This is a genomic window from Gordonia sp. DT218 (assembly GCF_049847105.1).
Taxonomy (GTDB): Bacteria; Actinomycetota; Actinomycetes; order Mycobacteriales; family Mycobacteriaceae; genus Gordonia.
The window spans coordinates 782,794-808,420 of sequence record NZ_JBNCNS010000001.1; the positions used below are offsets into that span (position 1 = coordinate 782,794).

Annotated in this window: 23 protein-coding genes; 14 read left to right on the forward strand and 9 right to left on the reverse strand. The window is 65.8% G+C overall.

Translation table 11 applies throughout. From position 1 onward, the window contains the following. Positions 1-5: 5 nt before the first annotated feature. Both ACPXCG_RS03630 and ACPXCG_RS03635 read left to right on the forward strand, forming a co-directional pair. Positions 6-1,163: an acyl-CoA dehydrogenase family protein gene (locus ACPXCG_RS03630; RefSeq protein ID WP_425789154.1), complete on the forward strand. Its 1,158-nt coding sequence runs from the start codon at positions 6-8 to the stop codon at positions 1,161-1,163. Between the two features lie 17 nt (positions 1,164-1,180). Beyond that, a complete protein-coding gene (locus ACPXCG_RS03635) occupies positions 1,181-3,196 on the forward strand; it encodes an NAD(+) synthase (RefSeq protein ID WP_425789156.1) in 2,016 nt (671 codons plus the stop codon). A gap of 26 nt (positions 3,197-3,222) precedes the next feature. Here ACPXCG_RS03635 and ACPXCG_RS03640 read toward each other — a convergent pair whose 3' ends face one another. After that, positions 3,223-4,623 carry a WS/DGAT/MGAT family O-acyltransferase gene (locus tag ACPXCG_RS03640; RefSeq protein WP_425789158.1) on the reverse strand — a complete coding sequence of 467 codons (1,401 nt, stop codon included), beginning with the start codon at positions 4,621-4,623 and terminating at the stop codon, positions 3,223-3,225. Between the two features lie 146 nt (positions 4,624-4,769). On the opposite strand from ACPXCG_RS03640, the gene ACPXCG_RS03645 reads away from it, so the two are divergent. The 7 genes from ACPXCG_RS03645 (at position 4,770) to ACPXCG_RS03675 (ending at position 12,860) form a co-directional block, all read left to right on the forward strand. Continuing rightward, on the forward strand, positions 4,770-6,173 hold the full coding sequence (locus ACPXCG_RS03645) for a glutamate decarboxylase (RefSeq protein WP_425789159.1): 1,404 nt from the start codon (positions 4,770-4,772) through the stop codon (positions 6,171-6,173). 43 nt (positions 6,174-6,216) lie between these two features. Continuing rightward, positions 6,217-6,729, forward strand: coding sequence for a nuclear transport factor 2 family protein (locus ACPXCG_RS03650; protein WP_425789161.1), 513 nt, complete (start codon positions 6,217-6,219; stop codon positions 6,727-6,729). Positions 6,730-7,047: 318 nt separating this feature from the next. After that, positions 7,048-8,040, forward strand: coding sequence for an acyl-ACP desaturase (locus tag ACPXCG_RS03655; protein ID WP_425789163.1), 993 nt, complete (start codon positions 7,048-7,050; stop codon positions 8,038-8,040). 155 nt (positions 8,041-8,195) lie between these two features. Beyond that, positions 8,196-9,329 carry a tRNA dihydrouridine synthase DusB gene (gene dusB, locus ACPXCG_RS03660; protein WP_425790479.1) on the forward strand — a complete coding sequence of 378 codons (1,134 nt, stop codon included), beginning with the start codon at positions 8,196-8,198 and terminating at the stop codon, positions 9,327-9,329. 158 nt (positions 9,330-9,487) lie between these two features. Further along, positions 9,488-11,602, forward strand: coding sequence for an LCP family protein (locus tag ACPXCG_RS03665; RefSeq protein ID WP_425789165.1), 2,115 nt, complete (start codon positions 9,488-9,490; stop codon positions 11,600-11,602). 100 nt (positions 11,603-11,702) lie between these two features. Next, positions 11,703-12,365 (forward strand): phosphate signaling complex protein PhoU, encoded by a 663-nt coding sequence (phoU, locus tag ACPXCG_RS03670; protein WP_425789167.1) that lies wholly within the window; start codon positions 11,703-11,705, stop codon positions 12,363-12,365. A 162-nt stretch (positions 12,366-12,527) separates the two neighbouring features. Further along, positions 12,528-12,860, forward strand: a complete 333-nt coding sequence (locus tag ACPXCG_RS03675) for a hypothetical protein (RefSeq protein ID WP_425789169.1) — start codon at positions 12,528-12,530, stop codon at positions 12,858-12,860. A gap of 195 nt (positions 12,861-13,055) precedes the next feature. Here ACPXCG_RS03675 and pstB read toward each other — a convergent pair whose 3' ends face one another. The 4 genes from pstB to pstS form a co-directional block, all read right to left on the reverse strand. Continuing rightward, positions 13,056-13,832: a phosphate ABC transporter ATP-binding protein PstB gene (gene pstB / locus ACPXCG_RS03680; protein WP_425789171.1), complete on the reverse strand. Its 777-nt coding sequence runs from the start codon at positions 13,830-13,832 to the stop codon at positions 13,056-13,058. A gap of 69 nt (positions 13,833-13,901) precedes the next feature. Continuing rightward, positions 13,902-14,804 (reverse strand): phosphate ABC transporter permease PstA, encoded by a 903-nt coding sequence (gene pstA, locus ACPXCG_RS03685; protein ID WP_425789173.1) that lies wholly within the window; start codon positions 14,802-14,804, stop codon positions 13,902-13,904. A 1-nt stretch (position 14,805) separates the two neighbouring features. Next, the gene (pstC, locus tag ACPXCG_RS03690; protein WP_425789175.1) at positions 14,806-15,843 is read right to left on the reverse strand and encodes a phosphate ABC transporter permease subunit PstC; all 1,038 of its coding nucleotides are present in this window, start codon (positions 15,841-15,843) and stop codon (positions 14,806-14,808) included. 121 nt (positions 15,844-15,964) lie between these two features. After that, the gene (gene pstS, locus ACPXCG_RS03695; protein ID WP_425789176.1) at positions 15,965-17,047 is read right to left on the reverse strand and encodes a phosphate ABC transporter substrate-binding protein PstS; all 1,083 of its coding nucleotides are present in this window, start codon (positions 17,045-17,047) and stop codon (positions 15,965-15,967) included. A 234-nt stretch (positions 17,048-17,281) separates the two neighbouring features. On the opposite strand from pstS, the gene ACPXCG_RS03700 reads away from it, so the two are divergent. Further along, on the forward strand, positions 17,282-18,148 hold the full coding sequence (locus ACPXCG_RS03700) for an alpha/beta fold hydrolase (RefSeq protein WP_425789178.1): 867 nt from the start codon (positions 17,282-17,284) through the stop codon (positions 18,146-18,148). A gap of 27 nt (positions 18,149-18,175) precedes the next feature. On the opposite strand, the gene mshD is transcribed toward ACPXCG_RS03700, so the two are convergent. Both mshD and ACPXCG_RS03710 read right to left on the reverse strand, forming a co-directional pair. Beyond that, positions 18,176-19,090, reverse strand: a complete 915-nt coding sequence (gene mshD / locus ACPXCG_RS03705) for a mycothiol synthase (RefSeq protein ID WP_425789180.1) — start codon at positions 19,088-19,090, stop codon at positions 18,176-18,178. Beyond that, positions 19,080-19,865 carry a winged helix-turn-helix transcriptional regulator gene (locus tag ACPXCG_RS03710; protein ID WP_425789181.1) on the reverse strand — a complete coding sequence of 262 codons (786 nt, stop codon included), beginning with the start codon at positions 19,863-19,865 and terminating at the stop codon, positions 19,080-19,082. The genes mshD and ACPXCG_RS03710 overlap by 11 nt, the downstream gene beginning before the upstream one ends. Positions 19,866-20,009: 144 nt before the next feature. Between ACPXCG_RS03710 and ACPXCG_RS03715 the strand changes: the two genes are divergently transcribed. The 3 genes from ACPXCG_RS03715 (at position 20,010) to ACPXCG_RS03725 (ending at position 22,567) form a co-directional block, all read left to right on the forward strand. Then, positions 20,010-20,930: a DUF2993 domain-containing protein gene (locus tag ACPXCG_RS03715; protein WP_425789183.1), complete on the forward strand. Its 921-nt coding sequence runs from the start codon at positions 20,010-20,012 to the stop codon at positions 20,928-20,930. 489 nt (positions 20,931-21,419) lie between these two features. Continuing rightward, positions 21,420-22,259, forward strand: coding sequence for a sulfurtransferase (locus ACPXCG_RS03720; protein WP_425789185.1), 840 nt, complete (start codon positions 21,420-21,422; stop codon positions 22,257-22,259). 2 nt (positions 22,260-22,261) lie between these two features. Beyond that, a complete protein-coding gene (locus ACPXCG_RS03725) occupies positions 22,262-22,567 on the forward strand; it encodes a DUF1416 domain-containing protein (RefSeq protein ID WP_161060271.1) in 306 nt (101 codons plus the stop codon). Between the two features lie 106 nt (positions 22,568-22,673). Here the strand turns inward: ACPXCG_RS03725 and ACPXCG_RS03730 are convergent, their stop codons facing one another. Next, positions 22,674-23,123, reverse strand: a complete 450-nt coding sequence (locus ACPXCG_RS03730) for an SRPBCC family protein (RefSeq protein WP_425789188.1) — start codon at positions 23,121-23,123, stop codon at positions 22,674-22,676. A 166-nt stretch (positions 23,124-23,289) separates the two neighbouring features. Here ACPXCG_RS03730 and ACPXCG_RS03735 point away from each other — a divergent pair, with 166 nt between their 5' ends. Beyond that, positions 23,290-23,940 carry an FABP family protein gene (locus ACPXCG_RS03735; protein ID WP_425789190.1) on the forward strand — a complete coding sequence of 217 codons (651 nt, stop codon included), beginning with the start codon at positions 23,290-23,292 and terminating at the stop codon, positions 23,938-23,940. A 13-nt stretch (positions 23,941-23,953) separates the two neighbouring features. On the opposite strand, the gene ACPXCG_RS03740 is transcribed toward ACPXCG_RS03735, so the two are convergent. Further along, positions 23,954-25,282 (reverse strand): hypothetical protein, encoded by a 1,329-nt coding sequence (locus ACPXCG_RS03740; RefSeq protein ID WP_425789192.1) that lies wholly within the window; start codon positions 25,280-25,282, stop codon positions 23,954-23,956. Positions 25,283-25,627 lie beyond the last annotated feature (345 nt).

The following is a 25,627-nucleotide window of genomic DNA, read 5'->3' on the forward strand; positions in this document are numbered from 1 at the left end:
AACACGTGCAGCGCAGCATCTTCACCGACGACCACGAGGCCTTTCGTAAGACCATCCGTGAGTTCATCGCCAAGGAAGTGGCACCCAAGTACCACGAGTGGGAGAAGCAGGGACACCCGCCGCGCGAGTTCTACAACCGGCTCGGCGATCTCGGCGTGCTCGGCATCGAGGCACCGGAGGAATACGGCGGTGGCGGCGTCGCAGACTTCACCTATTCGATGGTGATCGCCGAGGAGACGTCGGCCGCCGGGGTCACCTTCGGCAGCTACTCCGTGCACAGCAACCTCATCCTGCCCTACCTGATGGAGCACGCGACCGACGACCAGAAGCATCGCTGGATTCCCGGATTCTGCTCCGGCGACATCATGTTCGCGATCGCGATGACCGAGCCGGGCACCGGATCGGACCTCGCGAACATCTCCACCACCGCAAAGCTGTCCGAGGACGGCAGCCACTACATCCTCGACGGTGCGAAGACGTTCATCACCGGCGGCGCACTCGCGGACCGGGTCCTGGTGGTGTGCCGGACGTCGCCGTTCGACAGCGAGAACCGCCGGGCCGGGCTGTCGATCCTCGTCGTCGACACCACCTCCGAGGGTTACGCCGTCGGACGCAAACTCGAGAAGATCGGACTCAAGGCCTCCGACACCGCCGAACTGTCGTTCAGCTCGGTGAAGGTGCCCGTGGAGGACCGCCTCGGTGAGGAGGGTGCGGGCTTCTCGTACCTCACGCACAATCTCGCGCAGGAGCGGCTCACCATCGCCATCGGCGCCGCGGCAACCGCGGCCGCAGCCGTGCAGCACGCGCTCGACTACACCAAGGACCGTGATGTCTTCGGTCGCCCAGTGGCGTCGTTCCAGAACACGAAATTCGTCCTGGCGGAATGCTCGGCCGAGGTCGAGGCGATCCGGCATCTGGTCGACCGCGCCCTCGAACTGCACAACGCAGGCGAACTCTCCGTGCCGGATGCGGCGCGGGCCAAGCTGTTCGCAACCGAGACAGCCGGACGTGTCATCGACAAATGCCTGCAGTTGCACGGCGGATACGGCTACATCGTCGAATACCCGATCGCCCGACTGTATGCCGACACCCGGGTCTCGCGCATCTACGGGGGCACCAATGAGGTGATGAAGACGATCATCGCGAAAGACCTCGGCCTCTGACCCATTAGGCTCGGGGTGTGTCAGTCTACGAGCACGGATTCGCGCGGGTGAGCGGGGCGGTTCCGACCGTCTCCATCGCCGACCCGGCGCGCAATGCCGAACGAACGGTCGATGCACTCCGCGCCGCTGCCGATGACGGCGCCGCGCTGGTGGTGTTCCCCGAACTCGGGCTGTGTGGGTACAGCATCGACGACCTCGTCCAGCAGGACGCCGTACTGGACGCATGCCTGGACGGCCTGCAGACAGTGGTCGAGGCGAGCACGGGGTTACGCCCACTGATCGCCGTCGGCCTGCCCCTGGTGGTCGGCGACGGTCTCTACAACTGCGCAGCCGTCGTCCACGACGGGGCGGTCCTCGGCGTTGTCCCGAAGTCGTATCTGCCGAATTACCGGGAGTTCTACGAGCAGCGGTACTTCTCCGCTGCTCGCGACGCCGCCGTCACCACCGCCACGGTGATGGGCGCGGAGGTACCGTTCGGTCCGGATCTCATCTTCGAGGCCGACGACCTTCCTGGCTTCGCCGTGCATCTGGAGATCTGCGAGGACGGGTGGGTGCCGATCCCGCCGAGCACCTGGGCGGCATTGGCGGGTGCGACGGTCTTGGCCAACCTATCCGGCAGCCCGGTCACCGTCGGCAAGGAGTCGTACCGGAAGTCGCTGTGCACCAGCCATTCCGCCCGATGCGTCGCTGCCCACGTCTATGTGGCCGCGGGATTCGGCGAGTCCACCACCGACCTCGCCTGGGACGGCGACGCGCTGATCTCGGAGAACGGTACGCTCCTGGCCCGCACGGAACAGTTCTCGATGACCGATCAGCGCATCACCGCCGACATCGATCTCGACCGGCTCCGGCAGGAGCGGATGCGGATGATCAGCCTGCGCGATCAGGTGGGCGACTACGCCGGCGACCTGAAACCGCTGCGCCGCATCCGCTTCCGACTCGGGGCCACCGAAGAGGTCGACGACACGCTGCGCCGTGAGGTGCCGCGATTCCCGTTCGTCCCTGCCGATTCGGCCGATCGCGACTTCCGCTGCCGGGAGGTCGGGAACATCCAGGTGCAGGGCCTGGCGGCGCGGCTGCGCGCCACCGGGATCGAGAAGATCGTCATCGGCGTCTCCGGCGGACTCGACTCCACCTTGGCGCTCTTGGTCGCCGTCGACACCTTCGATCGCCTCGGGCTGCCGCGGCAGAACATCCTCGCCTACACGATGCCCGGATTCGCCACCGGCACCGCGACATTGCGGCGCGCCCACGTGCTGATGGACTCGCTCGGGGTCAGCGGCACGGAACTCGACATCCGGCCGTCGTGTGAACAGATGCTCGCCGACCTCGGGCACCCGTACTCCCGCGGTGAGAAGGTCTACGACGTCACGTTCGAGAACGTCCAGGCCGGTGAGCGGACATCGCACCTGTTCCGGCTGGCCAATCACCACGGCGCCATCGTGCTCGGCACCGGTGATCTCTCCGAACTCGCGCTGGGCTGGTGCACCTACGGTGTCGGCGACCAGATGTCGCACTACAACGTCAACTCGTCGGTGCCGAAAACCCTGATCCAGCACCTCATCCGGTGGATGATCACGACCAGCGCCTACACGCAGGAGACCACCGACACCCTCGCCGAGATCCTCGACGACGTGATCTCCCCCGAGTTGGTTCCGGCAGGTGACGACGGCGCGATCCAGAGCACCGAGGACACGGTCGGACCGTACGAACTGCACGACTTCTTCCTGTACTACCTGACCCGATTCGGTTATCGCCCGGCGAAGATCGCCTACCTGGCGGCACAGGCCTGGGGCGACCGCGAACGGGGCGCGTGGTCGGAGATGATCATCACCCAGCGCCGCAACGAGTACGACCCGACAACCATCGAGCGATGGCTCATCGTCTTCCTCAAGCGGTTCATGAGCAATCAGTTCAAGCGCACCGCGATGCCCAACGGCCCGAAGATCGGTTCCGGTGGGTCATTGTCGCCGCGCGGTGACTGGCGGTCGCCGTCCGACGCGAGCTCACGTGCCTGGCTCGACAGCCTGTGAGCCGACCTCCCGGCCGGTGAGGTAGATCAGTCGCACCGCTCGAGCAACTGCTTGAGCTGCTCGTCGAAGGCACGGGCGATCGCCTGGACATCCGGGGCCTGATCGGTGCAGGCGAGGATGCCGACATTGAGATGGCCGTCGGCGGAGAAGACGGTGATGTTCAGTCCGAGCCCGTGGAAGATCGGCCCGAGCGGATAGACCGCGGTGACCCGCGAGCCGAGGAAGTAGAGCGGGAAGTCGGGGCCCGCGACATTGGAGACCAGGACGTTGAACACCGGCGGATGTGCCAGCGAGAGTCCGCGATCGCCGTAGAGCTTCATCACCGTCGACATGGTGGTCCCGGGGGCGAACTGTGCCCACGCCCGAAGGATGTTGGCGTCGATGTCGGCGTGATGCTCTTTCGACTTGCGAGCCATCTCCGATGCCTGCTCGACCCTCTCGACCGGGTCGTCGAGATTCGACGGCAACAGCGTGAACATGCCGGTGACCTTGTTGGTGCCACCGGTCACCAGCGCGCTCTCGTCCGCTCCGTGCACCGACACCGGCACCATGGCGACGAGCGGTTGCTCCGGGAGCTCGTCGTGCTGTTCGAGATAACTGCGCATCGCACCGCCGGTGATGGCGAGCACGACGTCGTTGATCTTCACGCCGAAACGGTTCTTGACCCGTTTGACGTCGTCGAGGGAGAGCTGAGTGACCGCGAGTGAGCGATGCGGTGTGATCGGCGCGTTGAAGCGGGTACGCGGCGCCTGGAACGGAACCGGCATCGCGGTCTTCGCCCGGGTGCGGCGGAACCATTCGATCGGCACCCCGACGGTCTCCGGGAGGAGTTTGGCCATCGCGATCGGGCGCTGGACGAAGTAATTGACCGCCCCCGTCAACGCCATCGTCGTCCGCGACGATCCGCCTGCGGTCTCCTTCATCTTGTCCGCATCGAGATCGGGTGCCTCAGGCGTCATGGTGCAGAGTTCGGCGAGGAGGTCCGCGCTGGTCACCCCGTCGACCCCGGCATGGTGCATGCGGAGCATCGCGGCGACCTTGCCCTGTGCGAGTCCCTCGATGACCCACAACTCCCACAACGGCTTGCCGCGGTCGAGGGTCTGGCCGGCGAGGTGGGCGCACAGCTCGGCCACCTGCTCCTCACCGCCCGGGGCGGGCACCGCGACACGGTGGACGTGACGTTCGATGTCGAAGTCCTCGTCCTCGATCCAGACCGGATGGTCGATGTTCAGCAGCGAATTATCCAGTTTGCGACGGAAATTGGGCATCGCTCCGATGCGCCGCTCGAGCTCGTCGCGCAGCTTGACGAAACTGTAACCACCCGGCATCGTGCTCGGATCGATCTCGATGAGACCGATGACGTGCATGAGCTGCGACCTCGTCTCGAGATAGAGAAACGACGCATCGAGCCCGCTGAGACGTTGCATGCACCCATCACCCCTTGCGCTACCGACGTCACTACTGACCCCGTCACCGACCATCATGCGCGCACGGATGAACAGCCCGCGCGCGCTTGCACAATCATGCCCGAAGGATGAGCCGGTCAGGCATCGATTCGGCGTACGTTGAGCCGATGGAACATCACCTGAAAGTCGATCGCAACGACGTCGCCGACCTTCCGGTCTCGGCGAACCCGCTGTTCACCCGCAGTGGCGAAGCCACCGAGTTCCCACGCTTCACACTTCCCGAGACCGAATCGTTGCCGGAGACCGCCTATCAGATCGTCCACGACGAGGCCATGCTCGACGGCAACGCGCGCCAGAACCTGGCCACCTTCGTGGGGACCTGGATGGACGATCACGCCAATCGGCTGTATCTCGAGTCGGCCGACAAGAACATGATCGACAAAGACGAGTACCCGCAGACCGCTGCGATCGAAACCCGTTGCTGGACAATGCTTGCCAATCTCTGGAATGCGCCGGATGCGACCAAGGCGATCGGCACGTCGACCATCGGTTCGTCGGAGGCGGCCATGCTCGGCGGCATGGCGCTCAAACGCCGCTGGGCCGAACGCCGCAAGGCGGAGGGCAAACCCGTCGGCACCCCGAACCTGATCATGTCGTCGGCGGTCCAGGTGTGCTGGGAGAAGTTCTGCAACTTCTTCGAGATCGAAGCCCGGTATGTACCGATCTCCGAGGAGCATCCCCTCCTCGACGGCCACGACCTCGCGTCCTACGTCGACGAGAACACCATCGGCGTCGTACCGATCATGGGCGTCACCTACACCGGCGCGTACGAGCCGGTCACCGCGATCGCCGCCGCCCTCGACGAGATCCAGGCGAACACCGGCCTCGACATCCCCATCCACGTGGATGCGGCCTCCGGTGGGGCAATCGCCCCGTTCCTGCAGCCCGATCTCGAATGGGACTTCCGCGTCGACCGGGTCGCGTCGATCAACATGTCCGGCCACAAATACGGCCTCGTGTACCCCGGCATCGGCTGGGTGGTCTGGCGGGACGCATCGTTGCTCCCCGAGAGCCTCGTGTTCCGGGTCAGCTATCTCGGCGGCGACATGCCCACCTTCGCCATCAACTTCTCCCGGCCGGGCGCCCAGGTGTTGCTGCAGTACTACCAATTCCTCCGGCTCGGCTTCGAGGGCTACCGCGCAGTCCAGCAGAACTGCCAGGACGTCGCGATGTCGCTGTCGTCCCAGATCGGCGCGATGGACCAGTTCGTGCTGCGCAGCGATGGCAGCGACATCCCGGTCTTCGCCTGGCAACTCGCACCGGGACACTCCGACAACTGGAACCTGCATCACCTGTCCACTCAGTTGCGCGAACGCGGCTGGCAGGTGCCCGCCTACCCGCTACCCGACAATCTCGCCGATCAGTGGGTGCAACGGATCGTGGTGCGCAACGGCCTGTCGCATGACTTGGCAGACCTGTTGATGCGCGACCTGCGCAGTTCGGTGGAATACCTGGACAGCCTCGACACGCCGATGCCGACGCCACACGCCACCCACGGGTTCCATCACTGATCGACGGAATTTCTAGAACAAGTTCTAGTACGCTCAGGCCTCGATGAGCACATTCACGCATTCCGAACTCGATGAGGCCTTCGGCCAATTCCAGCGAACTGTCGCCGAGATCGCCGTGACCCGTGATTGGGACCGGTTCGCCGAACTGTTCACCGAAGACGCCGACTACGTCGAACACGCCCTCGGCACGATGTCCGGCCGCGAGGAGATCCGGGCCTGGATCTGGAAGACGATGACCGCCTTCCCCGGCAGCCACATGACCGGGTACCCCTCGCTCTGGCACGTGGTGGACGCGCCGACCGGCCGGGTGATCTGCGAGGTCGACAACCCGATGCGCGATCCGGGCGACGGAACCCTGATCACCGCGACCAACATCACCATCCTGACCTACGCCGGCAACGGGCTGTGGAGTCGGGAGGAGGACGTCTACAACCCGATGGAGTTCGGCCAGGCGGCGATGAAATGGTGCGAGAAATCGGCCGAACTGGGTACCCTTGACGATGACGCGGCCCGGTGGATGGACACCATCGGGGTGATGTTCGCGCGGCGTCGATGACGCCTCGGCCTCGGATGATTTGCGTAACGGCACGTAGGGGGCCTGCGAATCGGCCGTGAATCCGCGTCACGCAGGGGGAAGACGTGCCCCGATCGGCGATGATCGAGCGGTACGTGAGAGTTGTCGTCGAAAACGATCGTGATCGACGACACGTGAGATGAACGTAACGGCGAACGCCCATGGTTACGATTCCGTAAGTACGGACTTGGGTCGGGTCGGCAGGTGTCGTATCCTGAACCACTGACCACCATGTCAGTCCCGCGCCGAGCTCACCACTGACAGGCATGACATACGGACCACCACCGTTCGGAGGAAAGAATGGCACGCGTTCTGACCCAGCTTGAACTGCTCAAGGAGCTGGCACCGGTTGCCGAGGACAACGTCAACCGGCACCTCAAGATCGCCAAGAACTGGAACCCGCACGACTACGTGCCGTGGGATGACGGCAAGAACTTCGCAGCGCTCGGCGGAGTCGACTACGACCCCGAGCAGTCGCAGCTCGACGAGGTCGCCAAGGCCGCGATGATCACCAACCTCCTCACCGAGGACAACCTGCCGTCCTACCACCGGGTCATCGCCGACAACTTCTCGATGGATTCGGCGTGGGGCCACTGGGTGGGACGCTGGACCGCCGAGGAGAACCGGCACGGCATCGCCATGCGCGACTACCTCGTGGTGACCCGCGGTGTCGATCCCGTCGCCCTCGAAGAGGCGCGGATGATCCACATGACCAACGGCTACGACCCGATGCTCGCCGCCGCCGGACGCACCGAGGAGCTCGAGGAATACGCCGACGAACTGGGCATCCTGCACTCGGTCGCGTATGTGACCTTCCAGGAGCTGGCCACCCGCGTCAGCCACCGCAACACCGGCAAGGCCTGCAACGACCCGATCGCCGACAAGATGCTGCAGCGCATCGCCGCCGACGAGAACCTGCACATGATCTTCTACCGCAACATCTGCGGTGCGGGTATGGACATCTCGCCCGACCAGACGTTGCGTGCGGTGACCGATATCGTCACCAACTTCCAGATGCCGGGCGCCGGTATGCCGAACTTCCGTCGCCACGGTGTGCTGATGGCCAAGCACGGCATCTACGACCTGCGTCAGCACCTCGAAGAGGTCATCATGCCGGTTCTCCGTAAGTGGAAGATCTTCGAGCGTGAGGACTTCACACCAGAGGGCGAGAAGACCCGCGAGGAGCTCAGCGCCTTCCTCGAGCAGCTCCAGAAGGACACCATCCGCTTCGAGGAGATGCGCGACCGTTCGCTCGCCCGCGAGGCCAAGAAGCGGGAGCAGCAGGCATCCTGAGCACCGCACAGACGGTCCGAGTGCTTCCTGAGGAGCGAGCTCGCGAGCGTCACGAAGGACCGGCGCCCTCGACCTCCGAGGGCGCCGGTTCGGCGTCGCCCTTCGCGGTTCGCGGGGTCGCTCCTCAGGACGGCGCGTCAGGGAACGGCGCTGCGCTGAGAATCGGCTCCATCGAGCTGGCGAGCCCGGTGGTTCTCGCCCCGATGGCCGGCGTCACCAACGTCGCCTTCCGCACCCTGTGCCGCGAGCTCGAACTCGCCCGCACCGGCACGGTGTCGGGGCTCTACGTGTGCGAGATGGTCACCGCCCGCGCGCTGGTGGAACGTCACCCGGTCACGATGCACATGACGACGTTCGGACCGGACGAGTCGCCACGGTCGATGCAGCTGTACACCGTGGACCCGGAGAACACCTACGCGGCGGCCAAGATGATCGTCGACGAGAATCTCGCCGACCACATCGACATGAACTTCGGCTGCCCGGTCCCCAAGGTCACGCGCAAAGGTGGCGGATCGGCAATTCCCTACAAGCGCAACCTGTTCCGGCGGATCGTCGCAGCCGCGGTGCGTGCCACCGAGGGCACGTCGATCCCGGTGACGGTGAAGTTCCGGATCGGTATCGACGACGAGCACCACACGCATCTCGACGCCGGACGCATCGCGGCCGCCGAGGGCGCGCAGGCCGTCGCCCTGCATGCGCGCACCGCTTCGCAGCGCTATTCGGGAACCGCCGCTTGGGATGAGATCGCCCGGCTCAAGGAGCACGTGACCGAGGTTCCGGTACTCGGCAACGGCGACATCTTCGAACCGGTCGATGCCGTCGAGATGATGCGGCACACCGGCTGCGACGGCGTGGTGATCGGCCGCGGCTGCCTCGGACGGCCGTGGCTGTTCGCCGAACTCGCAGCCGAATTGAACGGATTCGCGGCGCCCGCCGCCCCGAATCTCGGCGAAGTGTCGCAGATCATCGTCCGGCACGGTGAATTGCTCGCCGCACATCATGGCGAGGGCAAGGGCATGCGCGAGATCCGTAAACATGTCGCCTGGTATCTGCGCGGTTTCCCGGCCGGCTCCGATCTCCGCAATCGACTGGCGCTGGTGAACACCCTCGATGAGCTGCGCGAACTCGTCGGCACGCTGCCCGCCGACGCCGAATTCCCAGCGGACGGACATGGGCCTCGCGGTCGGCAGGGATCGCCTGCGAAGGTCGCGCTACCCGACGGCTGGCTCGACGACCCGGACGAGGACATCGTTCCCGACGGCGCCGAGATCATGCATTCGGGCGGCTGAATACGGAAATGCAACCCGCCACGCGGTAGCTGAGACATGTTCTCAGGTGCAATCAGTAATATGACTCGAGGTCTCGCGTGGGCGGGACCATGTCATGGTGCGCCGTACCAGCCCATCGGCGGTGGCACTGGAAGGTCGGGGTTCAAGGGGAATGTCAGTTGAGTCGTAAGTCATCGGGACCGGACGAGCCGTCCGACGAAGGCACCACGCCTCGTCGTGGTCGGCGGGCTGGTCGCTCCGGTGGTGCCAACGACTTCAAGGAGATGTTCGGCGACCCACCGGTGAACGGTGGCCCTTCCCACGGCGCCCTCCACGAGCCACGCGGCACCGATCGCTACGTCCGCGGACGCACCCGGCTCACCGTGCGTGAGCTGATGGAGCAGATGAACGCGGCCGGGACCGACGCGCAGACGTCCGGACCGGCACAGCCGGGACAGTCCCGAAAGCGTTCGCCGGAGCCACAGCCACCCGCCGACGAGAATCCGACCACGGTCCATCGATTCGGGAACCTCGACGAGGTCCCCAACGCGAACGATGTGACCCAGAAGATCCCGACCATCCGCCCCGACGCCCCCGATGTCGACGTCGATCTCTCGGACGACGCGACCCGCGAACGGGTCACCGAGGAGTCGCGCGGGCAGGGCAGCCGCGCCCGGCCGTTGCAGCCGACTCCCGACCTCTCTGACACCATCCCGCCACGGTCGCGTCCGTTCCGGCATCCCGGACCGAAGGATCGGCGCCGCAACCTCACCCGAAACGTCACCGTCACGGGCCGTGTCATGGTCGCGGTCGCCTGCGTGATGGCCCTGGTCGGCACCGGCTTCGTCTGGGGCTACCTGCAATCGTGGGACGGCAACTGGAAAACCATCAACGCGGTGAACCCGAACGATGCGAACATCCGCAAGAAGGATGCCCAGTACGGCGACGAGAACTATCTCATCGTGGGCACCGACACCCGATCCGGGCAGAACAGCAAGGTGGGCGCAGGTACCACCGCCGACGCCGAAGGCGCGCGTTCGGATACCGTCATCCTGGTCAATGTGCCGGCCAACCGCAGCCGTGTGGTCGCCGTCTCGTTCCCCCGCGACCTGCAGGTGGACCGTCCCGAATGCCAGCAATGGGACAACAGCGCGGGCACCTACGGAGATCCGATACCGGCCGAGACCGGAGTGAAGCTCAACAGTCTCTACGCCAACGGCGGACCGAAATGTCTGGTTCAGGCGATCACCCAGATGAGCGGCCTGAACATCAACCATTTCATCGCGATGGACTTCTACGGATTCGAGAAGGTCGTCAAATCCGTCGGCGGTGTCCAGGTCTGTTCCACAGCACCCCTGTACGACTACGAGCTTGGCCAGATCATCCGGAAAGCCGGACCTCAGAAGCTCACCGGGCGACGCGCTCTGAACTATGTCCGCGCTCGGAACATCGCGTCCGAGGGCACCGGCGACTACGGCCGGATCAAGCGGCAACAGCTGTTCATGTCGTCACTGCTGCGTTCCACACTGTCCGGCAACGTGTTGTCGAACCCGAACAAGCTGAACAGCATCGTCAACACCTTCATCCAGTACAGCTTCGTGGACGGTGTCGACACCAAGTCACTGCTCAATCTGGCCGAATCGATGCAGGGAATCGAGGCCGGACGGGTCACCTTCCTGACCATCCCGACCTCGGGTACCACGACGGACGGTCTCAACAACGAGATCCCGCGGACCGACGCCATCAACGCGATCTTCAACTCGATCATCGATGACGACCCGCTGCCCGGTGAGAAGGCGAAGAAGAAGGCCTCGAGTTCCGCCAGCAAGACGGCCTCGAGCAGTTCGGCCGCACCCTCGAGTGAGGCCGCACCGACCAAGCTGAACGCGACCGCGCAGAGCCCCGGCAACGTGGGCGTCCGAGTCCTCAACGGGACCGACCGCAGCGGCGTGGCGTCGGAGGTCTCCGACCAGCTCGTGTCCCAGGGATTCGACGTCCGCGGTGTCGCCGACGCCTCGGAGAACCGCGACGAGACCGTCATCCGCTATGGCGCGGGCGAGCAGGATTCGGCGGCCACCCTGGCCAAGATGTTCCCAGGCGCGACGATCCAGCAGGACCCGAACGTGAAGTCGGGCGTCGAAGTGATCCTGGGTTCGAACTTCGACGGATCCCTGGACTCGACCCCCGCCACCGGTAGCACCATCTCGGCCCAGCAACTGCCGGAGCTGTCGGCGTCGTCGGGCCTGCCGAACGATCTTGCGGTGACCAACGCGGGCGACACGACCTGCTCCTGACCTGCAAAAAAGGGGTCAAATCGGGCATGCACCGGCCGTTCATGGTGTGTTCATCCGCACTGGCAGGGTATCGGTCGAGTGACCAAGTATCCTGGACGCTATGCGTACCGCGTACCACGAGCAGCTTGAGGTGCTCAATTCGATCTTGGGCGAGATGTGTGACCTCGCCGGCGCGACCATGGCGCGCGCCACCCAGGCCCTGCTGCAGGCCGAGCTGGCCGTCGCCGAGGAAGTGATCACCGACAACGACCGGATGAACGAGTTGTCGGTCCGCGCCGAGGAGCAGGCGTTCGCGCTGCTCGCCCGACAGGCTCCGGTGGCCGGTGATCTGCGCGGAATCGTCAGCGGATTCCAGATCGCGGCGGACGTCGACCGGATGGGGGCACTCGCCCTGCACGTGGCGAAGGTTGCGCGCCGTCGCCACCCGGCCAAGGCGCTGCCCGAGGAGGTCAACGGCTACTTTGCCGAGATGGGCCGGCTCGCGGTGCAACTCGCGGAGACCGCGCGAGAGGTCCTGACCACACAGAACCCGGAGGAAGCAGTCCGTCTGCAAGAAGACGACGATGCCATGGACGATCTGCACCGGCACCTGTTCACGGTGCTGATGGACCGGGAGTGGAGCCACGGGGTGGCCGCCGCCGTCGACGTCACCCTGCTCGGCCGGTACTACGAGCGGTTCGCCGACCACGCGGTGCTCATCGGGCGCCGGGTCGTGTTCCAGGCCACCGGGCAGACACCGGAACAGTTCCTCGAGGTCTCCTGACCAATCGTCGGAACCGCGTCCCCGGGTCTCGACGACTCGGGACGCACGTCCCTCGCGCGGTCCGGATGCGATCCGGACCGCGTTTTTTCTGCGATGAGATGGCGCTCACCTGGTGCTGCACCGGATTTCGTGGCCCCGTCGCCCCGGCGTTAGGGTGGCGACATGGCTCAGCATCCCTCTGCGGAACGAGACTTCGACCCGGGCGCCGGGAGCGCAGCGAGCGGGCCCACATTCAGTCCGGGCGCCGGGAGCGCAGCGAGCGGGCCCACATTCAGTCCGGGCGCCGGGAGCGCAGCGAGCGGGCCCATGTTCACTACCGAGAACGCGACGCGCGACATGCCCCTCTACGGTCTGGGTGCCGGGAGTGCAGCGGCTGAGCACACACTCACCGACGACGAGCAGGCAGCCGCCGCTCACCGCCGCCAGATCCTGAGCTATCTGGGGTTCACCCTCGTTCTGATCGTCGCGTTGATCGTGTTGCTGCTGAACATGTGAGCTTCGAGACCCTTCGAGACGCTCGCAGGCTCGCTCCTCAGGGCGCAGCGCTCGCCACGGCGGTCCCTGAGGAACGAAGCGCCAGCGAAGTGTCACGAAGGGCGCCCCTCACAGCACCGCACCGAGCCGGCAACGCACTGCGCCGGGAGTCGATGAACGACCACCCCGGCGCAGATGCCTCAAGACTTCTCCGGCTCAGCCGAAGCGGCCCGAGATGTAATCCTCGGTCTCCTGCTTGAACGGGCTGGAGAACATCGTCTCGGTGTCGTTCAGCTCGACGAGCTGCCCCGGCTGACCGATGCCCTCCAGGTTGAAGAACGCGGTCTGATCGCTGACCCGCGCCGCCTGCTGCATGTTGTGGGTCACGATGACGATCGTGTATTCCTTCTTGAGCTCACCCATCAAGTCCTCGATCGCCAGCGTCGAGATGGGGTCGAGCGCCGAGCACGGTTCGTCCATGAGCAGCACGTCCGGCGACACTGCGATCGCGCGCGCGATGCACAGTCGCTGCTGCTGACCGCCGGACAGGCCACCACCGGGCTTGTCGAGCCGGTCCTTCACCTCGTCCCAGAGATTGGCGCCGCGCAGGCTGCGCTCGGCGACCTCTTCGAGCTGGGCCTTGTTCCGCACGCCCTGGAGCTTCAGGCCGGCCACCACGTTGTCGCGAATCGACATGGTGGGAAACGGGTTCGGCCGCTGGAAGACCATGCCGATGGTGGCGCGCACGCTCACCGGGTCGACGCCCTTGGCGTAGATGTCCTCGCTGTCGAGGAGGACATTGCCCGTTGCGTAGGCGCCGGGTGTCACCTCGTGCATGCGATTGAGCGTGCGCAGCACCGTGGACTTGCCACAGCCCGACGGGCCGATGAAGGCGGTGATGCAGCGCGGCGGCACCTCCAGCGTCACGTCCTTCACCGCGTGGAATGCGCCGTAATAGATGTTCAGGTCTTTGATGTCGAGGCGCTTGGCCATTGTCTCTATCCGTTCTCGCGGTGGAGGTCCGTCCGCTCCTCGAAGGCGAGCGACGGGGTTCTCGAAGGGTCAGGAGGTCTTGGGGGCGAACAACTTCGCCACTGCCTTGGCGCCGAAGTACACGATCGCGACCAGGATGACCAGGGTGAGCGCCGCTCCCCACACCTTGTCGAGTGCTCCAGGACCGTTGTTGTACTGCTGCACCATCATCAGTGGTAGCGATTCCTGGTTGCCGGCGAACGGATCCCAGTTCATCGCCCGTGTCGATCCCACCAGGATCAGCACCGGGGCGGATTCGCCCATCACACGCGCGATGGCCAGCATCACGCCGGTCACGATGCCCGACAACGCCGTCGGGAGGACCACTCGCGCGATGGTCTTCCACTTGGGGATGCCCAGCGCGTAGGACGCCTCTCGCAGATCCTGCGGGACGATCTTCAGCATTTCCTCGGTCGCACGGACCACCAACGGCACCATCAACAGCACCAACGCGAGCGACACCACGAAACCCATCCGAGGCAGCCCGAACGAGGTACGCCAGACGGCGTAGATGAAGAGCGCGGCCACGATCGACGGGACACCGGACAGGATGTCGACCATGAAGGTCGTGGTGCGCGCGAGGACCGACTTGCCGTTGCTGTATTCGACGAGGTAGATCGCGACGAAGATGCCGAGCGGGATCGAGATCACCGCGGCCAGCGCGGTCTGGATGAGGGTGCCGACGATCGCATTGGCGACCCCGCCCCGGCGCTCGGCGGAGAACCACCATTGCGGGTCGAGGATCGGTTCGATCCCGCGTGCGATGAGCGTCACGACCAGCCATATGAGCGGTACCAGTGCGATCAGCAATGCCACCGACACCAGGACCCGCGTCGACTGGTTGACGATCTTGCGCCGGGTGGCCACCGGCTGGAATCCGGACGGGCGCCTCTTGACAGGTCCGCTCGGCCGCGAATCAATTGTCGCTGTCATGTCACTTATTCCTCCGGGAGACGACCGTGCGGGCGGCGGCGTTGACGACGAACGTCAGCACGAACAGGGTCAGGCCGGCCGAGATGTAGGCGCCGGTCTTCGACGGTGAGTCGAACTCGGCCGCATTGTTGGCGATCTTGGTCGCGAAGGTCTCGCCGCTCTCCATCAGGTTGAAGTCGATCGGCCCGGCCGTCGAGATGATCAGCAGCAGAGCCATCGTCTCGCCGAGCGCGCGCCCCAGCCCGAGCATGCCGCCGCTGATGTAGCCGGAGAACCCGAACGGGAGCACCGCGACCTTCACGACCTCCCACTTGGTCGCACCGAGCGCGAGGGCGGCTTCGCGGTGGGCCGTCGGCGTCTGCATGAACACCTCGCGGGTGACCGCGGTGATGATCGGCAGGATCATGATCCCGAGCACGATGCCTGCGGTGAGCATGGTGCCACCGGTCGACATGTTCGCGACCTGGGTCGGCTGCTGGAAGAACGGGAGAAAACCGAGGTTGCCCACAAGCCAGTTGTTGACCGGGACCAGCGCGGGTCCGAGGACGAGGATGCCCCACAAGCCGTAGACGATCGACGGGATCGCGGCGAGCAGATCGACGGTGTAGGTGATGGGCCCGACGAAACGCTTCGGCGCGTACTCCGTCACGAAGATCGAGATGCCCAAAGCCACAGGCATGGCGAGCAGCAACGCGATCAGCGAGACCACGACAGTGGCATAGAAGAGCTGCGGGATGCCGAACTTCAGCTCGGTCCCGGTGGTGATCCACTCGCCCTGATAGGTGAAGAAGTTGGCGGTGTTCTTGGCAAGCGACGGAATCGCCTGTGCCAGTAAAAAGATCGCGATCAGGGCGATGACGACCGAGACCAGGACACCCGAGCCCACCGACAGCGTGCGGAAGATCTGGTCACCGAGCCTGCTGCGCTTGGCGGTCTTGAGATCACTGGGCTGTGCCTCGGGCGGGAGATCCGGCGCAGGCGATGTGCCCAGCGGACCACCCTCGGCGTGCTCGCCCTGATTCTGGCTGAGTGAGGTCATGCGTCCTTCTGGTTCTGCTCTGGTCATCGCGCCACTTCCCGGATAGTGGATCGGCCTAGTGTCTCAACCGCGGTCGCGGGGCCGCAAACGCTCCGGCCCCGCGACTGTGGTGATGTGAGACTCAGGAATTCTGACCGCCCGAGCTGCCGCCCAGACTGTCGACGGTCCCCTGCACTGTCGCCTTGTAGGCGTCGGGCAGCGGTACGTAGCCGAGGTCGGCCAAGCCGTCCTGACCCTTGTTCAGGGCAGTGGTGAAGGCCTCCTTGAGAGTCGAGCTGATGTTCTCGTCGGAGTAGCCGGTCGAGCACACGATCTCATAGGTGGTCAGCATCAGCGGGTATGCGCCCGCCGTCTTCGACGCGAAGAGCGCGTCGCTGTCCACCACGAGGTCCTTGCTGCCCGGGGACTTGAACTTCACCGAATCCAGGGCCTTGCCGGCCGAGTCGGCGTTCAACGCGACCGGTCCCGCACCGAAGTCGATCTGGGCCACACCCAGCTTGTTCTCGGTCGCGAAGCCCCACTCGACATAGGTGATCGAGCCCGGGGTCTTCTTCACGGTGTCGCCGACGCCGGTCGACTTGGCCGCGGCCGAGCCGCCCTTGCCCTGGAACTCCTTGCTGTGCTCGTACGGCCAGGCCTGCGGTGCCGATGCCTGCAGGAACTGCTGGAAGTTGTCGGTGGTGCCGGAACTGTCGCTGCGGTGCACCGGGACGATGTTCTCGGCCGGGAGGGCGACGCCGGGGTTCAGGGCCGCGATCGCGGGATCGTTCCACTTGGTGATCTTGGAATCGAAGATGCCGGCCAGCACCGTCGGGTTGAGCTTGAGGTTGTCGACGCCCTCCACGTTGTAGGCGACCGCCACCGGACCGGCGACCAGCGGGATGTGCCACGCGTCGTTGCCGTTGCAGCGTTCCTTCGCCGACGCGACCTCTTCGGGCTTGAGCGCCGAATCCGAACCCGCGAAGTCGACGTCGCCGGCGATGAACTTCTTGATGCCGTCTCCCGAGCCGCTGCCCGTGTAGTCCATCACGATGTCGCCGTTGTCGGTCAACACGTCGCCGAAGTGCTCCATGGCCTTCTGCTGGGCAGTCGAACCCTCGCCGCTGATCGTCTTGGTGTCCCCGCCACTACTGCATGCGCCGACCAGCGCGACCATCGCAATGGTCGATACCGCCGCCAACGCACCGTTCCGATTGATCTTCACCGTTACACGAGCCTTTCGATCGATGACTCCGGCACTCCGGAGTGTCCGAAATGACGCTAGGCGGGGCTGGTGGACTGATCACCGACACCAGATGAACGCAGGGTGAATTGGCCGGACCGTGGTCCGATAAGCCCTCGGGCGCCGGGAGCGAACGCCCGGAGACGCACGCCCGGTAGAGTTCGGCTAAGACCCGAGGTGCCGGACATCTGACCGACTGCGTGGGGAGCGACGTCCGTGACGAACGAGTACAACCATCTCGACCTGCACGGCGACCGAGTCGCCTATCGCGATGTCGGCGACGGCGACGCACTGCTGCTCATCCACGGTATGGCCGGCAGCTCCGCCACGTGGGATGCCGTGATCCCCGCTCTCGCCCGTCGCTACCGCATCATCGCGCCGGATCTGCCCGGGCACGGCGACTCCGACAAGCCCCGGGGAGACTATTCACTGGGGGCCTTTGCGGCCTTCCTGCGTGATCTGCTCGACGAGATCGGGATCGACAAGGTCACGGTCATCGGCCAATCGCTCGGTGGCGGGGTCGCGATGCAGTTCACCTACCAACACCCCGACTACTGCGAGCGTCTCGTGTTGATCGGCAGTGGCGGACTCGGACCAGACGTCAATTGGATGCTGAGATTCCTCGCCGCTCCCGGCGCAGAGCTCATCCTCCCGGTCATTGCTCCGAAACCTGTACTGCGGGTGGGCGAGACGGTTCGCTCGTGGGCCGCGTCAGCCGGCATCCGCTCACCCCGGGCGGATCAGACCTGGCGGGCCTATACCTCGTTGTCCGACGCCGCGACGCGGCGGGCGTTCCTCCGGACGCTACGTGCCGTCGTCGATCACCGCGGTCAGGCGGTCAGCGCCCTGAACCGGTTGTACCTCAACGCCGAGTTGCCGACCCAGTTGATCTGGGGCGACAAGGACAACATCATCCCGGTCGCACACGGGATCGCCGCGCACGAGGCCATCCCGGGGAGCCGGCTCGAGATCCTCCCGGGTGTCGGCCACTACCCGCACGCCGAAGCGCCCGACGAGGTGGTGCGGATCCTGGAGGATTTCCTGACCGGGGCACCCGCCGCACGGGCCCGGAAACTCGGCTGAGCAGCCAGCCGGTAGTCGGGCGCCGCATCACCCGTACGCGACGTCGATCGCATACCTGGTGAAGCCGAGCCGCTCGTATGTGTGCAGCGCGGCGACGTTGTCGCCCTCGACGTACAGCTCCACCTCGCCGATGTGGCGATCGGCGAGATGGTGCAGTCCCGCCAGGGTCAGCAGCCGGCCGAGTCCGCGCCCCTGCGCCGCGGGATCGACACCGACGATGTAGACCTCACCAAGACTCGGGTCGTGCACCTTCGTCCAGTGGAAACCGAGCAGTTGTTCCGGGTGCGCCGCGTCGAACGCGAGGAACAGCCCTTTCGCGTCGAACCAGTCGCTCTGGATCCGTTCGGTGATCTGCGCCTGGGTCCATCCGCCCTGCTCTGGATGCCAGTCGAACGCTGCGTTGTTGACCCGCAGGATCTCCGCGTCGTCGATGGACCCTTCGTAGGTACGCAGCACGGTTCGGTCGTCCACCTCGAGAGGCGGCAGGGCGTCGCCGGTCGGCGGGAGCGGTCGACGCAGCTGCAACAGTTCGCGGCGCCGGGCCAGACCCAACGTGGCGGCGAGAGCCACCGCGCCGGGCAGGTCGCCATGCGCCCAGACCCGCGGCGCCGGATCGGCGGTGACCTCTCGCGCCACGACGAAGGCCGCAGCAAGGAGCGCCCGTCCGTACCCTCTCCGGCGACGGGCCGGATCGACGACGGCCTCGATCATGGCCGGCTCGCCCGAGCGCCCGGCGATCACGTTCGCATAGCCTGCGTCCGAGAAGATATGACGCACAACCTGATCCGACGCTCCGTCGATCGCCGTCGCGGACTGTTCGGACAGTGGCGCGACGCCGTCGGCGTCTGTCGCGGACCTCACCAGCCCGTGCGCGAAGTCGACAGCCTCGGAGGTCAGTCGGTCGACCACCGTCAAACCGGCCCCGGCACCGTCAGTTCCCATTGGTGGTGGCACTGAACTCCTCATCGAGCGGTCCATCGAGATCGCCGGCACCGAAGCCGTCGGGCATCACGTCTGTCGAGTTGTCGGTGTCGGCCGATCCCCTACCGCGGTTCGGGCGGACCGCCTTGTACCCGACGTTGCGTACGGTACCGATCAGAGATTCGTGTTCGCTGCCCAGCTTCGCGCGCAGGCGACGGACATGGACGTCGACCGTGCGGGTACCACCAAAGAAGTCGTACCCCCAGACCTCCTGCAGGAGTTGCGCTCTGGTGAACACACGGCCGGCATTCTGGGCGAGGTACTTGAGGAGTTCGAACTCCTTGTAGGTGAGGTCGAGGGGGCGCCCACGCAGCCGGGCGGTGTAGGTCCCCTCGTCGATGATCAGCTCGCCCAGGGTGACCTTGCCGCTGGCCTCCTCCGTGGTCATCCCGCGGGTACGGACCACCAGCAGTCGCAGACGCGCGTCGAGCTCTGCGGGCCCGGTACCGGGGAGCAGGAATTCGTCGAGGCCCCAGTCGGCGTTCACGGCGACGAGCCCGCCCTCGGTGAGTACCGCGGCCACCGGCGCGGCGGAGCCGGTGCTGCCGAGCAATCGGCAGAGTCCGCGCGCGGCGGCGAGATCCGTCCGCGCGTCGACGATCGCGACGTCCGCGTTGCCCGCTTCCATCAACGACGAGACCTCGGTCGGCGCCACCCGCACGGTGTGCGCAAGCAGCGACAGAGATGGCAGGACGGACTCTGGATTCGGATCGGCTGTCAACAATAAGAGATCCATGTAGTACTCCGATCTCGTCGTTCCCCAACCCGTGGACAACCGTTCCCGACCCGCGTGCGGACCGGTCCGGCGCTGCTCACGTAGCCGACGGTTTGTTTACGCCGCCTTACCAACGTGTGCGCGATAGGTGACAGAATAGCGCCAATGTCGCGTTTCGCTGTTAACAAGGCGTCCGGGGGAGGCCGACAGCGTGTATCCCGGCGCCGACACGGGCACCGGCACCGGGGACGTCGGATTCTGGGTGTCGGCATCGTCGGGGTGATCGTGGTCGCTCTCGTCTTGCTCCTCGCCGACACGGTCGCCGCGATGCGCACCGAGCACGATTTCTCTCGCGCACTGCTCGCGTCACCACGTGTGACCTATGAGCCCGAGGTCACCATCAGCGGGTTTCCGTTCCTGACGCATGCGCGCACCGGCGACTTCGGCGGCGCGGTGATCACCGCCCGCGGCGTTGCGGTCGACTGTCAGTCTGCTGCCGGCTGCCGTGCCGAACTCGGCGCCACCATGGGCCGGTGGTCGGCTCCGAACGGCTTCGACATCGAGTCGAGTGACTTATTGCACACTGCGTCGGTGGACGCCTACACGCGGCTGGATTCGGTGAACCTCGGACGGATGCTCGGCATCCTCGATCTGACGGTCAACACCCCGGCTCCGGAGGACAAGGCAGGCGGAGGCGGGCCGGGCGACGGACTCTTGCAGCGCACCTCGGGTGTGTTACTGACCGGCACCGTCCCCTTGCCCCCGATTCTCGCAGGAACGCGGAGACCGCCGTCGGCGTCGGCGTACCCCGGGCCGAAGGTGAAGGTGAGCGTCACCGTGGACCTCTCGGTGGTCGACGGCCGCCTGCGTATCTCGGCAACCGACTTCTATCGCGGCCCGGAGGAACACGTCGACGCCGACGTCGCGGACGATCTCCGCGGATATGTGCTGTCGCGCTTCACGGCGACGCTTCCCCCGATGCCGCTGCCCTGGCAGACCACACCCACCGAGGCCCACAGTGAGGGCAGCGACGTCCTCCTGACCGGCAAGCGCGGCGCGGCCGACCTCGTCCCGAGCGACTTCTGACGACTCCTCACCCGCCACGCCGTCGATCGGGCACACCTTCCCGTCGATCGGGCACACCTTCCCGTCGAACGGGCGCGGGCACGCACGATCGACGAGGTTCTGCGCACGGTCGGCGGATTTCTGCGCACGGTCGACGAGATATTGCGCCCGATCTGCGACGACGGCGGGAGCGGTTTGGGGGCTCCGGTCACCGCTGTGTACCCTCGTTGGCATGCAACTGCGCCGTGAGTTCATGCTCACTCGCCGTCGTGCGATCGACTTCTGTCGCGTCGCCGATTGTTGCTGTCGTTAGTCTCTGAGAGCGCGGCGCCTGTCGGCGCGTTCATCTGACGATGGTGGCCGGTGCGGTTCCTTGCATCTCTGACATTCTCGCGTCTCATCCGGATACCTCCGGTGACCAGAACCATCCGCGACGAATCACCCGGTCGGCATCAACTGCGTTTCACATCTCTCCACAAATATCCGCAAGTATCTGGGAAGGACCCAACCATGGCACGTTCCGACGTCCTGGTCAGCGCCGACTGGGCTGAGCAGAACCTCAACACCGACGGAATCGTCTTCGTCGAGGTCGACGAGGACACCTCCGCCTACGACGGCGGCCACATCGCCGGCGCCGTGAAGATCGACTGGAAGACCGACCTGCAGGACCCGGTCCGTCGCGATTTCGTCGACGCCGAGCAGTTCTCCAAGCTGCTCAGTGAGCGCGGCATCGCCAACGACGACACCGTGATCCTCTACGGCGGCAACAACAACTGGTTCGCGGCGTACGCCTACTGGTACTTCAAGCTGTACGGCCACAACGACGTCAAGCTCCTCGACGGCGGCCGCAAGAAGTGGGAGCTCGACGGCCGCCCGCTGTCGACCGACGCGGTGAGCCGTCCGGCCACCACCTACAAGGCCTCCGAGCCCGACCTGACCATCCGCGCGTTCCGTGACGAGGCCGTCGCCGCCATCGGCAACAAGAACCTGGTCGACGTGCGCAGCCCAGACGAGTTCTCCGGCAAGATCCTCGCGCCGGCCCACCTCCCCCAGGAGCAGAGCCAGCGTCCCGGCCACATCCCCAGCGCCATCAACGTGCCGTGGAGCAAGGCCGCCAACGAGGACGGCACGTTCAAGAGCGACGAGGACCTCGCCGAGCTGTACTCCGAGGCGGGCCTCGACGGTGAGAAGGAGACCATCGCCTACTGCCGTATCGGCGAGCGATCCAGCCACACCTGGTTCGTGCTGAAGGAACTGCTGGGCCACCAGAACGTGAAGAATTACGACGGCAGCTGGACCGAATACGGCTCGCTGGTCGGCGTGCCCGTCGAGCTCGGAGAAGGAAAGTAACCATGTGTGCTGCACCCAAGCAAGGGCAGAAGCTGCCCGCCGGTGTCGATGTCGAGAAGGAGACCGTCCTGACCGGTCAGGTCAACGACTCCGAGGGCACGCCGGTTGCCGGCGCCTTCGTCCGGCTGCTCGACTCGACCGGTGAGTTCACCGCCGAGGTCGTGGCCAGCCCGACCGGCGACTTCCGTTTCTTCGCCGCCCCCGGCACGTGGACGCTGCGCGCGCTGTCGTCGGTCGGCAACGGTGACGTGACCATCTCGCCGGAAGGCCCCGGCGTGCACGAGCACGACATCGTGGTCAAGAAGTAGATCGCTCCACATGACGAAGGCCCCCGGGTTCGCCCCGGGGGCCTTCGTCATGTCCGGATGCCGGTGCGATCTCACGTCGCCGCGATCCGTCCGAAACCCTTGCTGCTTACGGCCCTTCGGCGATGACGGCGAGCCGGTCGATCGACGAAAGCAATCGATCGGACGTCGTGGCGCGCGCACGGACCAGGCGAGGCGGGTCCTCCAGATCGGTCCAGTCGTAGGTGTGGGTCACCAGGGTCGACGCGTCGCCGTCGGACTCGAGTTCCCACCGCCACAGATGGCCGGGCGGTTCGGAGCCCTCCTCCGACGGCTTCCAGGCAATCCGCCGACCTTCCTCGAACTCGACGACGTGGTTCTCCCGGACAGCACCGGTCGTCAGGGTCATCGCGAACACCTCGCCCACCGCGGTCACCCGCCGGCCGGGCGGCGCCTCCGACAGATTGTCGTTTCCGTCCCACTCGGGCTGGCGCGCCGGGTCGGCGATCAGCTCGAAGATACGTTCGGCGGGCGCGGCGATCCGGCGGCTCGCCGTCGAGATGCGCTGTTCATCGCTCATGTCACCATCCAAGCATCGGACGAGACCACCTCGGTTCGATGGCGGCACAACTCGCGCGCTAAACTCTCCGCGTGGTCATTTTCTTCGAGATCCTGCTGATTCTGGCATCGATTCTGATCGCCTGGTTCGGTGTCTACGTCCTCTACCGTCTGATCAACGACGAGTCGTGACCCAGCCTGCGGATGAACCGGACGGCGCGGCGCGCCGGTCCGGCGACGACGCGATCAACCAGGCAGCCGAGCGTGCCCAGGAGACCGCGGACCGCAATCTCCCCGAGTGGGGCGAGCTCCCGCTCCCCCACGACACCGCCAATCTCCGCCACGGCGCCGACCTGCATTCCGGCCTCCTCGCGCTCCTGCCGATGGTGGGCGTCTGGCAGGGCGAGGGTGAGGGACACGATCCCGACACCGGCGTGGACTACCACTTCGCTCAACAGATCATCGTCAGTCACGACGGTCAGAACTTCCTCAACTGGCAGGCCCGGTCGTGGGTGATCGACGACGATGCACGTTTCGTTCGTCCCGACCTACGTGAGACCGGGTTCTGGCGGATCGGCGACGACGACAACATCGAACTGCTGCTGGCTCACGCAGAGGGTTCGATCGAACTGTTCTACGGTCAGCCCCTGACGCAGACCTCGTGGGAACTCGCCACCGACGTGGTGATCAAGGCCGATTCCGGGCGTCGTACCGGCGGCGCAAAACGACTCTACGGACTCGTCGAGGACGGCGACCTCGCCTATGTGGAGGAACGCGTCGACGCCGACGGCGATCTCATCCCGCGGATGTCGGCCAAACTCCGTCGCTACGCCGGCTGACGTAGCGGCTTGCTCACCCGGCCGACCGCCGCAACCACCGACGACGGTCAGACCACGCCAGGTAGAGGTTCTTCTTGGGCACGGCGCTGTAGACCACCGTGCCGAGCATGATCACGACCGAACCGTAATTGGTTGCGGTACCCGGTTTCCCGCTGGTTCCCGGTATCACCGCGCCCGACGACGCGAAGCTCGCCGACCGGCCCGGTCGGCTGTCCACGCGCTCGCCGACGACGGAGAACACCTGACCGGTGTCGGCGTCCGCACACACCGGGAAGGTCATCCGGGTGCCCGCCGTCACCTCGGCGACGACCCGCTCACCCGCACGGTTGTAGATCACGGCGATCGGCTCGTCACCGGTGTTGCGAATGGTCATCCGGTCCGCACTCGCCCGGTACTGGTAGGTGACGCCGCTCGCCTCGGCGTCGAGATGGATCTGCTGTGGGTACCCGCAATCCCAGTCGGCGCTCCACGGGGTCAGGTAGTGGTAGTCGAGGTGATCACGCCGCGACGGAATCGGCAGCACACTCGGCATCAGCTCGCCCGAACGCAGCCACATGACACCCAACAGCGTTGGACTGCAATCAGTTCGGGGCGCCTGAACGTAGCAGACGGCGTCTCCGGGCGGAATCGGAACCGACTCGCCCGGACGTGCGACCACCAGGTCGAGCGGGCCGTCGGCGCCGACGGTCAGCACTGCCACCTCGCTGTCACCGCGATTGTGGATCGCCACCTCACCGTCGATGCGCGTGTGATGGACACCGTGCGCGAACGGATCGGCGAACACGAACTGAGGGGCCGTCGGCACGCCGAAGTCGACATCACCCGGCTTCCAGTAGTCATCGCCGGGGTCGAGCGCCGCCCAGTCGACCTCGTCCGGAGCCGGGCCGTCGAGCATGAACAACGGCTCGGTGCTCTCCGGATCGCGCCCGGACACGACCTGTCCGACGAGGACCGGCCGGCCGCCGACCCGGGCCGTCTGCAGAATGTGCGACTCGGCGACGGGCAGATCGACCGACGCCCCCGACGGCAGATGCGTGAACACCGTTCCGTCGGTGCGCGGCAACTCCGGGGTCGACAGCACACCCAGGTCACAGGCGCCCCGGTTGTGAAGGACCAGCTGATCGGAGCCCGATGTGTGCGAGTAGGTGAGACCCGAGACGTGCCCGGGCGTCCAGGTGGCCGCGCCGTCGTTGGTCCAATCCGCATCGTCGGGGGTGAGGAATCGGGCCCGGACCTCGGTGTCCACCTGATCGGCGATGATCTCGTGCGGGAGGCCCACGGGCATGCGAGGCACGTTCGATGCATCGTGATCGGATGCCACGTGAGCATGTGTCGCGGTCATGTCGGTCTCCCTCGCCGAAGAAGTTCGGTCGCCTGTGGTTCGTGTCGCGACCCGGTCCGGATGGGTCGGGCCTGATCGGGTTCGATCACGGACTGGTGTCAATTTCACGCCGGAGTCGGTGTCCGAGCACGAGTAGTCGACTACTTGAATAACCGATCGGGATCGCGGTGACGCGCGTTACACATGCCGGATTCGTGGGGTCACTCCCGGACCGAAACGGCCCTGGACGGAAACGACCCCCGTACCGCCCGTCAGCGGGGCCGGGGCCGATCGGACTCGATCGGGGTACGGGGGTCGGGTGACCATCTGGAATTCGCCGGCACGGAGGGTGCGGCCTCTCGGCGC

What these genes read in the sequence shown, in the direction of transcription:
- ACPXCG_RS03720 (WP_425789185.1), top strand. Translation starts at nt 21,420, where the DNA reads ATGGCACGTTCCGACGTCCTGGTCAGCGCCGACTGGGCTGAGCAGAAC.
- ACPXCG_RS03710 (WP_425789181.1), bottom strand. Translation starts at nt 19,865, where the DNA reads ATGGATCTCTTATTGTTGACAGCCGATCCGAATCCAGAGTCCGTCCTG.
- ACPXCG_RS03730 (WP_425789188.1), bottom strand. Translation starts at nt 23,123, where the DNA reads ATGAGCGATGAACAGCGCATCTCGACGGCGAGCCGCCGGATCGCCGCG.
- ACPXCG_RS03650 (WP_425789161.1), top strand. Translation starts at nt 6,217, where the DNA reads ATGAGCACATTCACGCATTCCGAACTCGATGAGGCCTTCGGCCAATTC.
- ACPXCG_RS03675 (WP_425789169.1), top strand. Translation starts at nt 12,528, where the DNA reads ATGGCTCAGCATCCCTCTGCGGAACGAGACTTCGACCCGGGCGCCGGG.
- ACPXCG_RS03655 (WP_425789163.1), top strand. Translation starts at nt 7,048, where the DNA reads ATGGCACGCGTTCTGACCCAGCTTGAACTGCTCAAGGAGCTGGCACCG.
- ACPXCG_RS03740 (WP_425789192.1), bottom strand. Translation starts at nt 25,282, where the DNA reads ATGACCGCGACACATGCTCACGTGGCATCCGATCACGATGCATCGAAC.
- pstC (WP_425789175.1), bottom strand. Translation starts at nt 15,843, where the DNA reads ATGACCTCACTCAGCCAGAATCAGGGCGAGCACGCCGAGGGTGGTCCG.
- ACPXCG_RS03640 (WP_425789158.1), bottom strand. Translation starts at nt 4,623, where the DNA reads ATGCAACGTCTCAGCGGGCTCGATGCGTCGTTTCTCTATCTCGAGACG.
- pstB (WP_425789171.1), bottom strand. Translation starts at nt 13,832, where the DNA reads ATGGCCAAGCGCCTCGACATCAAAGACCTGAACATCTATTACGGCGCA.
- pstA (WP_425789173.1), bottom strand. Translation starts at nt 14,804, where the DNA reads ATGACAGCGACAATTGATTCGCGGCCGAGCGGACCTGTCAAGAGGCGC.
- mshD (WP_425789180.1), bottom strand. Translation starts at nt 19,090, where the DNA reads ATGGGAACTGACGGTGCCGGGGCCGGTTTGACGGTGGTCGACCGACTG.
- phoU (WP_425789167.1), top strand. Translation starts at nt 11,703, where the DNA reads ATGCGTACCGCGTACCACGAGCAGCTTGAGGTGCTCAATTCGATCTTG.
- ACPXCG_RS03725 (WP_161060271.1), top strand. Translation starts at nt 22,262, where the DNA reads ATGTGTGCTGCACCCAAGCAAGGGCAGAAGCTGCCCGCCGGTGTCGAT.
- ACPXCG_RS03715 (WP_425789183.1), top strand. Translation starts at nt 20,010, where the DNA reads ATGTCGCGTTTCGCTGTTAACAAGGCGTCCGGGGGAGGCCGACAGCGT.
- ACPXCG_RS03645 (WP_425789159.1), top strand. Translation starts at nt 4,770, where the DNA reads ATGGAACATCACCTGAAAGTCGATCGCAACGACGTCGCCGACCTTCCG.